Origin of the sequence: Mesorhizobium sp. M2E.F.Ca.ET.209.01.1.1 (assembly GCF_004010375.2) — a bacterium.
Classification (GTDB): domain Bacteria; phylum Pseudomonadota; class Alphaproteobacteria; order Rhizobiales; family Rhizobiaceae; genus Mesorhizobium.
Genome location: NZ_SADP02001176.1, coordinates 1 through 290 on the forward strand (window position 1 = coordinate 1; position 290 = coordinate 290).

General features: G+C 69.0%; 1 pseudogene. It reads left to right on the forward strand.

From position 1 onward, the window contains the following. Positions 1–290, forward strand: a pseudogene (locus EN852_RS41560) (energy transducer TonB); the annotation flags it as partial.

Genomic DNA, 290 nt, shown 5'->3' on the forward strand with positions numbered 1-290 from the left:
GTGACATCCGGACCGCCCGATGCAGGCGAGGAGACGGAAAAGCCCGCCGTCGTGAGACCGGTGGCCGACCCGCTGCCGGAACCGATGATCGAGCGGACAGAGCCGGCTACCGAACCGCCGATCGATGCCGACAAGGCGCAAGAGGCCGACCCAGCTGAGCAGGCGATGGCCGCGCTGAGCGAGCAGCCGCCGTTGGACGAGGTTGTGCCGGATCCCGTCGAGGCGGTCGCTCCGGACGTCGTCATCCCGCTGCCCAAACCGAAAGCTGTGGACGCGGAGGTGAAGGCGCA